Consider the following 10,178-nt stretch of genomic DNA (forward strand, 5'->3'; position numbering starts at 1 on the left):
AAACCGGGAGACCAGGTCTCAGCGGCGCGGTCGCTTGTCGACGATGCGCTTCATCTTGCCCACCGAGCGCTCGATCGCCGCGGGCTCCACCACGTCGACGTCGACGCTGACGCCGATGGAGTTCTTGACCAGCGTGCGCAGGTGCGCCCCGGCGTCGGCGGCGACCCCGGCCGCGGCGGACTCCCGGCGCTCGACCACCACGGTGAGCGCGTCGAGGGTGCCGGGCCGGGTCAGCACGCACTGGAAGTGCGGGGACAGCGCGGGAACACCCAGGATGAGCTCTTCGATCTGGGTGGGGAACAGGTTCACCCCGCGCAGGATGATCATGTCGTCGGTGCGGCCGGTGATCTTCTCCATCCGCCGCACCGACCGCGCCGTGCCCGGCAGCAGCCGGGTGAGGTCGCGGGTGCGGTAGCGGATCACCGGCATGGCCCGCTTGGTCAGCGAGGTGAACACCAGCTCGCCCTCCTCCCCGTCCGGCAGCACCGCACCGGTGACCGGGTCGATGACCTCGGGGTAGAAGTGGTCCTCCCAGATGTGCAGGCCGTCCTTGGTCTCCACGCACTCGCTCGCCACCCCGGGCCCGATCACCTCCGAGAGCCCGTAGATGTCCACCGCGTGCATGTCCAGGCGCTGCTCGACCTCGCGGCGCATGTCGTTGGTCCACGGCTCGGCGCCGAAGATGCCGACCTTGAGCGAGGTCGAGCGCGGGTCGATGCCCTGGCGCTGCATCTCCTCGATGATCGAGAGCACGTAGGACGGGGTGGCCATGATGATGTCCGGGCGGAAGTCCTGGATCAGCTGCACCTGCCGCTCGGTCATGCCGCCGGAGACGGGCACCACCGTGCAGCCCAGCTTCTCGGCGCCCGCGTGCGCGCCCAGACCGCCGGTGAAGAGCCCGTAGCCGTAGGCGTTGTGCAGCACGTGCCCCGCGCGCCCACCGGCCGCGCGGATGCTGCGGGCCACCACGTCCGCCCACACGTCCAGGTCCTCGCGGGTGTAGCCGACGACGGTGGGGCGCCCGGTGGTGCCCGATGAGGCGTGCACGCGCACGACCTGCTCGCGCGGCACGGCGAACATGCCGAACGGGTAGTTCTCGCGCAGGTCCGCCTTGGTGGTGAACGGCAGCGTGGCGAGGTCGTCGAGCGAGGTGATGTCGTCGGGGTGCACGCCGCGCTCGTCGAACGACCGGCGGTAACGGGCGACGTTGTCGTAGGCGTGGCGCACCGACCAGCGCAACCGGTCGAGCTGGAGCGCGCGCAGCTCGTCGGTGGAGGCGGTCTCGACGGGGTCGAGGTCCCCGGGCCCGGGGTTGAGGTCCAGCATCGTCGCCACCTGCTCCTCACGTGCGCGAACCCTGTGCTCCGCGCCCGGCCGCCGCCGCGCGCCGGACACCGCTCCAGGCTATATTACTGACCGAACATTCGGTAACTAATCTTGGCGGCGACCGGGGCGGGGCGCTCGCGGTCCAGCAGCGCGTAGGTGTCGAGGGTCGTCCACTCACCCTTGAAGAAGTCCGCGTCAACGTTGCGCCCCTCGTGCCGGAACCCCAACCGCCGGAACAGCCGCGCCACGGGTTCGTTGCGCGCGTCGCACTGGCCCACGAGCCGGTGCGCGCCCCGCTCACCGACGAGGTGGTCCACGACCCGGCCCACGGCCTCGGTCGCGATCCCCCGGCCGTGCGCGGCCGGGGCCAGCGTCACCCCGAGCTCGTAGGTGTCGGGCTGGTCGGCCAGGGTGTGCACGGCGACGTCGCCGTGCAGCGTGGTGGCGGCCGCGTCGTGGATGGCGAGTTGCAGCCACTCCCCCGGGGCAGGGAGGTCGCCAGTGGGCTGGCCAGCCAGCAGGCGCCGGGCGTCGGCGTGGGAGTAGGTCGGGTCCCAGGACTGCCAGCGGGCGATCGCCGGGTCCCGGCGGTAGGCCACGAAGGCGTCCAGGTCGGACGCGCCGAGGGGGGATAGGGAAAGCCGGTCGGTGCGCAGAGGGTAGGTCGACACCCGACCAGCATCTCAACAGCGGGCGAGCTGGTGGAGCAGCCTGCGGGCGGTGGCGTCGTTCTGCTGGAAGAAGGGGGCGTTGGTGCCCGGCCGGGAGAACGAGCCCAGCGCCCCGCTGCCCGCGAACAACCCCATCGCCAGGCGGCGCGGGTGGGGGCGCCCCGCCTCGTCGAGCACCTGGAAGGTGTCCGGGGTGACCGGCACCTGGGCGCGGCCCGCGGCGATCCCGGCGAGCAGCGGGTCGATCCCGGAGCGCGCGTCCGGGTCGGGCAGGCGGGCCTCGACGAGGTGCCGGGCGCGGACCGGCTCGGGCAGGCTGGCGGTGCGGGCGGTGAAGGCGTCGCCGTCGGCGGCGACCACCAGGTCGGCGCCGAGGAAGTGCAGGCCCCCCGCCTCGACCAGCGCGCGCAGCTGGGCCAGCCGGTGCGGCGGTGGGCCGGAGCCGAGGAACGCGCCGAACCGGGAGATCCGGGCGGACAGGCGCAGGACCTGCGCCCGCAGGTCCCGGTCGGCGGCGCCGATCAGCTGCTCCAGCACGCCGGAGACGTCCGCGAGCCCGTGCAGGACGGCCGCGTGCGCGCTGTGCCGGGGGGCGGTGGCGCGGTGGACCGTCGTCGACAGCCGGTCGCACAGCCAACCGTCCAAGTCGGACTGGTCCGCAAACGCTTGCCCTGTCAGGGGTGAGCGCAGGAAGCTCAGGTCGGGGCGGTCGTCGGGATCCGGCACGACCTGCTCCACGAGCGCTTGGAGACCGGGGTTGGTCACCGGCACCGCGGCGAAGGCGGCGGCGAACTCGTCGGCGTCCATGCGCACGCGCTCGGGGTGGGTGGCGAGCAGTTCGCGGTAGTGCGCCCACACCAGCTCCCGGCACGCCTCGACGACGAGCACGCCTTGCGCGCGCTCGGTCGTCCGCAGCGTCTCCACGACGAAGTCCGGGGTGAAGAAGCGGGGCCCGTCGTGGCGCCGCGCCGGGACGGTGGGCTTGGGCAGGTACGGCACACCGCGCCGGGAACCCGCGTGCAGCACCGGTTCGTGCCCGCTCGGCTCGTACCGCAGCACGCCGTCGACGTCCTCGACGAACTTCCCGCCGCGGCCCTCGGTGAGCAGCACGACGAGGTCGACGAACGCCAGGCCCAGCCCGCTGACGATCACCGGTTCCCCCGCGGGCAACCGGTCGAGGTCTTCGTCCCCCGGGCAGGCGGGCGGGATGTACACACCACCGATGCCTGCGGCGAACGCCTGGTGCGCCGCCTGTTCCGGCGTGCGATGGCCGCCGGGGTTGCCCTGCGCCAGCAACACGATGTCGGCGTCGAGTTGCGTGCCATCCGACAGGGTCAACCGCTGCCGCTCGCCGTCCGCCAGCCCCACCGCGGCCGCCGGGTGCACCACGACGCGGACGTCGTCGGGCAGGGCCGCCACGGCCCGGTCGAAGCACCAGCGCAGGTACTCCCCCGCCAGCCGCCTGGTCGCGAACGAGGACGGGGTCAGCCCCGCCGCCTCCGCCGCCAGTTCGGGGTCCGCGGGCCGGGCCACCGCGGCCCACTCCGCGAGGGTGGGGCCGGGGCGGACGGGCCCCGCGCAGTCGACGCTGCCGTCGGTGAACATCGTGACCTCGCCCGCGCGCGAGTTCATCAGCAGCAGCGGCGACTGCGCGGCGCGCCACACGTGCCCGGCGCCGGGGGCGCGCGGGTCGACCACGTGCACCTCGCAGCCGCGGCCGTCGAGCAGGTCGGCGTTGGCGGCGAGCCGTTCCAGGAGCCCGGTGCCGCGTGGGCCCGCGCCGACCACCGCGAGCACCGGGCGGCTCATGCCGCACCCACCGGGACGCGCTCCTCGGCGGGGGCGGGGCGGGGGATGCGCAGGACGAACAGGCAGCCCAGGATCGACACGACCGCGCAGAGCCAGGCGCTCGGGCGCAGGCCGATCGCGCTGCCGAGCAGCCCGCCGCCGAGCGCGCCGACCACCTGGGCGGTGGTGCCGATGGTGCGCAGCGTGGCGACGGCGCGGCCGAGGACGGTCTCGGGCACCAGTTGGGTGATCGCGCCGCTGAGGCCCACGTTGGCGATGGCGCCGAAGGCCACCGGCAGCGCCAGGCCCAGCACCGCCACGGCCGCCGCGAGCGGCAGCGGTCCGCCAGCGGCGGGCAGCACCAGGCCGGAGAGCACCAGGCCGATGCTGCCGAAGTTGGCCAGGGCGCCCAGTTCCATGCGCTTGGCCAGCCGCCCGGCCACGAGCGAGCCGAGCAGGCCCGCCAAGCCGCTGACGGCGAACAGCACGCCGTAGAGGCTCAGCGGCACGGCCAGGTCGACCAGCAGGAAGGGCGCGGTGATGGTGGTGAGCGCGCCGACGGCCAGCGAGCGGATGCCGGTGAAGGCGGAGTAGGCGCGCAGGAAGCTGTTGTGCCGCAGTTCGGTGAAGCCGTCGCGGATGTCGCGCAGCAGCGTCGTGCGCGGGCCCGGTTCGCGCTCGGGCCCGCGGTCCTCGGCCGTGATGCGCTTGAGCAGCACCAGGCTCGTCAGGTAGCTCAGCGCGTCGAGCAGCAGCGCGGCCGCGCCGCCGAACGCGGCGATCACCACGCCCGCGAGCGCCTTGCCCGCCGTGCGCGCGCCGTACTCGCCGGTTTGCAGCTTCACCCGGCCCGCCACCAGGTCATCGCCGGAGACGAGGGTGTTGAGGTGGGTGAAGTAGACGGTCTCCACCACCGTGGCCATCGAGCCCAGCAGGAAGCACAGCGCGGCCAGCCACCAGATCGTCGCGGCACCGGTCAGCAGGCCCGCGGCGGCCACGAGCAGGAACAGCGCGCCGAACGCGTCGCAGCCCATCAGCGCGCGGCGCGGCCTGCGCAGCCGGTCGCCCACGGCTCCGGCGAACACGCCGAACACGCAGGCGGGCACCATCGCCGCGGCGCTGACGACGCCCAGTTCGGCGGGGGTGGCGGCGAAGGCGGTCACGCCGAGCGCGCCGATCGCCGTGGTGGTGAACGTCGAGCCGAAGGTCGAGCTGACCTCGGCCGACCAGTAGTGCCGGAAATCCCGGTTCACGGCGTTCCTCCGATCGGGTGGGGGCGGGCGCTGGGGCGGGACGCACTCGGGGCGGGGAACAGGGCGATCCCCGTTCCCCGCCCCGTGGTGGGTTGATCCGCGAGTGCGGCAGATCAGCAGATGTTGCTCATGGTGGACTTCTCCGGCTGGACCGGGCTCACCACGCCGGGGGCGGTGGTCTCCTCGTCCTCGACGAGGTTCTGCAGCTCGTTGATCTCCGACATGGCGCTCTCCTTCGATGGCAGGGTGTGGGACGTGCGGTGGTGCTGGCCCGGACAGGGGCCGGGTGGTTTCCGGGGACCGGAAATCAGCAGATGTTGCTCATGGTCGACTTCTCGACCAGGCCCGGGTCGATGGCGCCGGGCTCGGTGGTCTCCTCGTCCGCGACGAGGTCCTGGAGCTCGTTGATCTCCGACATGGCAGTCTCCTTCGGGTTCGGGGTGTGCGGGTCCCCGACCTGGGTCGGGGGAAGTGCTTTCCGGGGACCGGAAATCAGCAGATGTTGCTCATGGTGGACTTCTCCGGCTGGACCGGGCTGACGACACCGGGGGCGGTGGTCTCCTCGTCCTCGACCAGGTTCTGCAGCTCGTTGATCTCCGACATGGCGCTCTCCTCCGTGTGCAGGGTGTGGGACGTGCGGTCGTGCTGGCCCCAGCGGGGGCCGGGTGGTTTCCGGGGACCGGAAATCAGCAGATGTTGCTCATGGTCGACTTCTCCGGCTGGACCGGGCTCACCACGCCGGGGGCGGTGGTCTCCTCGTCCTCGACCAGGTTCTGCAGCTCGTTGATCTCCGACATGGCGTCTCCTCGGGTTCTGCGCGGCCCGGTGGGCCGAGGGGTGGGGCGGTCGCCCGGGTCAGCGGGCGGCCGGGTCCGCCGCGCGGGCGCGGCGGGGGTCTGCGGTGGCGGGCTGGAGCACACCGGTCTCGTCCGGGTGCCGCTCCAGCGGCGCGGTGGGCGCGGTCACGGGTGCCCCCGGCTCACACCGGCGCGGCGGCGGGGGCGCCGACCAGGCCGTCGAGGGTCAGGAACGGGTCGGCGGCGCCGTCGAGCAGGTGGCTCAGCACCACCAGCACCCCGGCGGAGCCGAAGGCGAGGTCACCGCTGAGCCGCAGCGCGTGCTCGCCGGGCACGTAGGTGCCGGTGGGGTGCGGCACGGCGAACAGGAACAGCCGCTGGGCCAACCGCTCGGCGCGCTCGCAGGCCGCCGCGTCGGCGTGCCGGGCGCCGTGGTCGCGCAGGAACAGCACCAGCCCGGCCATCCCGGCCGCGAGCCCGCCGTAGTGGGTGAACTCGCTGCCCATCCCGGCGACCAGGCCGGGCATCGCCGCGGCCAGCCGCTCGTCGCGCTCGGTGGCCAGGTACCGGCTGGCCACCAGGCCGAAGCCCGCGCTGCCCGTGCTCAGGTACGGCATCACCCGGTGGTCGCGGGTGGAGACCGGGAACAGCAGCCCGCCCTCGACCGGCAGCGCCCGCTCCAGCTCGGCGTGCAGCAGCGCCAGCCCGGCGTCGAACCGGTCGGTGCTGCCGGTCACCCGGGCCAGGTAGTAGTCCAGCAGCGCGATGCCCGCCCGGCCGTGGAACAGGCCGGTGGTGTCGTCCGGGCCCACCAGGGCGCTCAGCTCGGCGCCGCGGGGGATGCGGTCGGCCTGCTCCAGCGCGCGGTCGAGGTGGCGCGGGTCGCCGGTGTGCCGGTGGAGCGCGAGGTGGGCCAGGCCCACCCCGGCGCGGCCGAGGCCGAGCGTGGCGGAGCGGTCGAGCAGCGGGTGCTCGTCGGCGCGGGCCAGCAGGGCCTCCGCCTCGGCGACCCGCCCGCTGTCGGCCAGCGCCCAGGCGATGCCCGCCTGGCCGACCAGCAGCCCCGGCGCCAGCTCGTCCACCTGCTCGGTGGCCCCGGCGACGAGCCGGTCGACCAGGCCGGGGGCCGGTGCCCCCGCCACGCCCAGCGCGTGCACCACCCCGGCGAGGCCGTGGGCCAGGCCCAGGGCGTTGGTGGCGTAGGACTGCGGGCCGAGCGGGACCACGCCGTCGCGGTGGTCGGCGCTGGACAGCCCGGCGACGATCCCGTCGCGCAGGGCGGCCAGGTGGGCGCGGGGGTCGGCGGCGACCTCGGCGGGCGCGGGGGCGGCGACCGGCTCGCGGAACCGGGTGGCCAGCGCCCACACCCGCTCGGGCACCAGGCCGCGCGGGTCGAGCTGGGCGCGCAGGTGGGCCAGCACACCGGGGTTCAGGTCGGCGGTGGTGTTGAGCGGGGCGATCAGCGCCAAGGCGATCGAGGACAGCCCGTACTCGTCGTAGCGCACCGGGTCGTCGACGAAGCGGCGCGGGTCGGCGGGGAAGAACCCGGGGGTGCCGATCGGCGTGGCCAGCGGGGCGCCCAGCGGGGCCGCGGTCTCGAAGTCGATCAACCGGATGGTGTCGTCGTCGCCGACGAGCACGTTGTCCGGGCTCAGGTCGACGAACGCGTACCCGGCGGCGTGCACCCGGTCGAGCAGCGCGGCGAGCTGGTCGAGGACGCGCCAGGCGCGGTCGTAGTAGGCGCGGTAGTCGGCCTCGGTGGCCACCGCCCAGATCACGGGGTTGTGCGCGACCCACCAGGAGCGCAGCGACGTGCCGGTGACGAACTCGGTGACCAGGAACTCGTTCTCCAGGCGCCGGAAGTACCGCACGGGCTCGGGCGCCAGCCCGGGGTCGAGCTCGTGCAGGCGCACCAGCACCTCGTGCTCGTTGCGCAACCGGTCCTGGCTGCAACTGGTGGTGCTCACCAACCCGTTGTGCCCGCGGGCCTCCTTGATGAACACCTCGCGCCCGGTGCCGACCTCGGTGCCCCGGTAGGCACCGCCGCCGTTGCTGTGCCGCAGCACCTTCTCGAAGCGCACCCCGTCGAACTCCGGCGCCCCGCCGCGCGCCGCGGCGGGCTCCTCGTCCGGGGCGAACGGGTCCACGATGCCCTCGGGGACCTGGAACCGCACCCCGCGCACGTCCAGCACGTCCTGGCCGGACCCGTCGCGCACCAGCCACTCCTGGAACCCCTCGGGCCGCAGCCTGCCGCGGGCGGTGTAGGCGCCGTAGCGGTAGTGCACGACCTGGGAGTCGCCGAAGCGGCGGTCGGTGAGGACGTAGGGGCCCTCCTCCCCGCGCAGCGCCTCGCTCAGCTCGGCCATGACGGCGGCGGCGGTGTCGGCGTCGGGCGGGTAGGCGGCGCAGAACTTGCCCGCCTGGCTGCGGGCGGCGTGCTTGTGGTGGGTGAGGATGAAGAACGTCGAGCAGCTCAGGTGCTTGAACGCGACGCCGTGCGCGGTGAAGACCGCGGCCGCGGTGTCGAGCACGTGCTGGGCCCGCCCGATGCGCGCCGAGACGTGGACCTTCCACCCGTCGGTGACGCCGCCGAGCTTGTGCTCGGGGTACCAGTAGGTCCACACGCCCTCGTCCTGGCGCTGCCAACCCGCGGGCACCCCGGCGGGGGCGTACTCGGTACCGCGCCGGGTGGAGCGGCTCAGCGGTGCGTAGAACTCCGGGTCGGAGTGCACCAGGTTCATCGAGTCCACGTCCGCCTCCCTCCGCTCTCGCCCTGACCGGTTCTCCTTGCCACACCGAGAAGTCTGCCGATCCGGCCGTCCGCGCAGAAGGCGTCCGGCGGGCAGCTTGCGGACGTGCCGCTGGTCATGAACCTGACCACCCGCCAGAGCCGGGAAAGGGGAAGAGGACGCCCGATCGGGCGCCCTCTTCCCCTTGCTGTGCCGTGCTGTTCCCTTGCCGTGCTGTTCCCTGCCGTGGTGTTTTGTTGTGCTGGCGTGCCTGCGCCCTAGTCCCAGCCGAACGCGCCGATCGTGTCGTCGCCCTCGACGAGCATGCTCGACCCCATCTTGTCGTTCATCTGCGCTGCTCCTCCGCTGTCGTCGGTGATCGTGCTGGTGTTCCGTGCTGCTGTTCTGTGCTGTCGTCGCTGCTGTGCCGTCGTCGCTGCCGCGCCTCAGATCCAGCCCCGGCGCGCGGCCGCCGCCCCCGCCTGGAACCGGCTGGTCGCCCCCAACCGCTCCAGCAGCCGCGCGATGCGCCTGCGCAGGTGCCGCACCGACACCCCCACCCGCCGCGCGATGATCTCGTCGGTGTGCCCCTCCAGCAGGAGTTCGAGCACCACCCGGTCCCCCTCGCACACCTCGTCCTCGGGGTCCGGTGTGGACTCCTCCAGCTCCCCGGCGCCCTCCCACAGCTGGGTGAACCGCGCCGCCAGCTCCCGCACCAACCCGGGCTGGCGCACCACCAGCGCGCCGCCCGCCGGATCAGCGGGGTCGGCGGGCAGCACGGCCACCTGCTCGTCGAGCACGATCAACCGCCGCAGCGGCCCCGGCCGCACCCGCACCCGGGCCCCCGCCGCCACCCGCGCCCGCAACCGCTCCCGGTTGCGCGCGTCCCCCAGCAACACCGAGTCGTAGATGATCCGCATGTCCACCCCCCGCTGCAAGCTCCGCTGGTCCAGCTTCGACGCCGCGTCCCGCGCCTCCGTGCTGGCCTGCCGGGCGGGCTGCACCGCGTACACCGTCGACCGGGTGAAGAAGCACAGCTCCGCCAACCGCTCCCGCACCTGCTCCGGCTCCTCCAGGTGCTCCACGTCCACCCCGACCCGCCCCACCCGCCCCCGCCGCAGCGTCGCCAACCCGGCCAACTCCGCCCGGGTCCCCCCGATGCTGCGCTGCCTGCACAACGTCTCGTACTCCAACCGCTCGATCAACTCCCCCAGCGCCACCTCCGGGTCCCCCGCCACGACCCCCGAAGGAGCCCCCGCCGCCACCTCCACCACCCCGAACGCCAACAACCCCGTCACCGCCTCCCGAACCCCCGCCTCGTCCGTCCCCGCCAACACCGCCAAAGCCCCGACGTCCCTCCCCGGGTCAGCCAACAACCCCCGGTACACGACCTCCTGCACGGAGTCGAACCCCAGGTCTCGCAGCGACATCGCACCTCCCCGATCGGTGGCCCACCCCGAACCCTGCCGCTCCGGCCCTACCCACACATGGGTAATGCCCTCCCATATTCACCACCCCCGGGCCGGACAATTCCCACCTCCACCTCCACACAACCGGTTGCCCCCTCGCCCTGCTCCGAACAGCCCACACCACCCCCTCCCACCAGCCCCAACG

The 10,178-nt window shown here is 73.8% G+C and carries 6 protein-coding genes; all 6 read right to left on the reverse strand.

Annotated elements, in window-relative coordinates:
• Window positions 1-18: 18 nt before the first annotated feature.
• Window positions 19-1,326, reverse strand: coding sequence for a phenylacetate--CoA ligase PaaK (gene paaK, locus BJP25_RS14570; RefSeq protein ID WP_075975473.1), 1,308 nt, complete (start codon window positions 1,324-1,326; stop codon window positions 19-21).
• An 83-nt stretch (window positions 1,327-1,409) separates the two neighbouring features.
• A complete protein-coding gene (locus BJP25_RS14575; RefSeq protein WP_075975458.1) occupies window positions 1,410-1,997 on the reverse strand; it encodes a GNAT family N-acetyltransferase in 588 nt (195 codons plus the stop codon).
• A gap of 12 nt (window positions 1,998-2,009) precedes the next feature.
• Window positions 2,010-3,806 carry an FAD/NAD(P)-binding protein gene (locus BJP25_RS14580; protein WP_075975459.1) on the reverse strand — a complete coding sequence of 599 codons (1,797 nt, stop codon included), beginning with the start codon at window positions 3,804-3,806 and terminating at the stop codon, window positions 2,010-2,012.
• Entirely contained in the window at window positions 3,803-5,038 is a 1,236-nt protein-coding gene (locus tag BJP25_RS14585; protein WP_075975460.1) for an MFS transporter, read from the reverse strand. Before BJP25_RS14585 ends, BJP25_RS14580 begins: the two co-directional genes overlap by 4 nt.
• Before the next feature lie 979 nt (window positions 5,039-6,017).
• Window positions 6,018-8,576 (reverse strand): class III lanthionine synthetase LanKC, encoded by a 2,559-nt coding sequence (lanKC, locus tag BJP25_RS14590; protein ID WP_075975474.1) that lies wholly within the window; start codon window positions 8,574-8,576, stop codon window positions 6,018-6,020.
• 434 nt (window positions 8,577-9,010) lie between these two features.
• Window positions 9,011-9,994 carry a hypothetical protein gene (locus tag BJP25_RS36210; RefSeq protein WP_075975461.1) on the reverse strand — a complete coding sequence of 328 codons (984 nt, stop codon included), beginning with the start codon at window positions 9,992-9,994 and terminating at the stop codon, window positions 9,011-9,013.
• Window positions 9,995-10,178: the final 184 nt, after the last annotated feature.

The sequence above is a fragment of the Actinokineospora bangkokensis genome, from assembly GCF_001940455.1.
Classification (GTDB): Bacteria; Actinomycetota; Actinomycetes; order Mycobacteriales; family Pseudonocardiaceae; genus Actinokineospora; species Actinokineospora bangkokensis.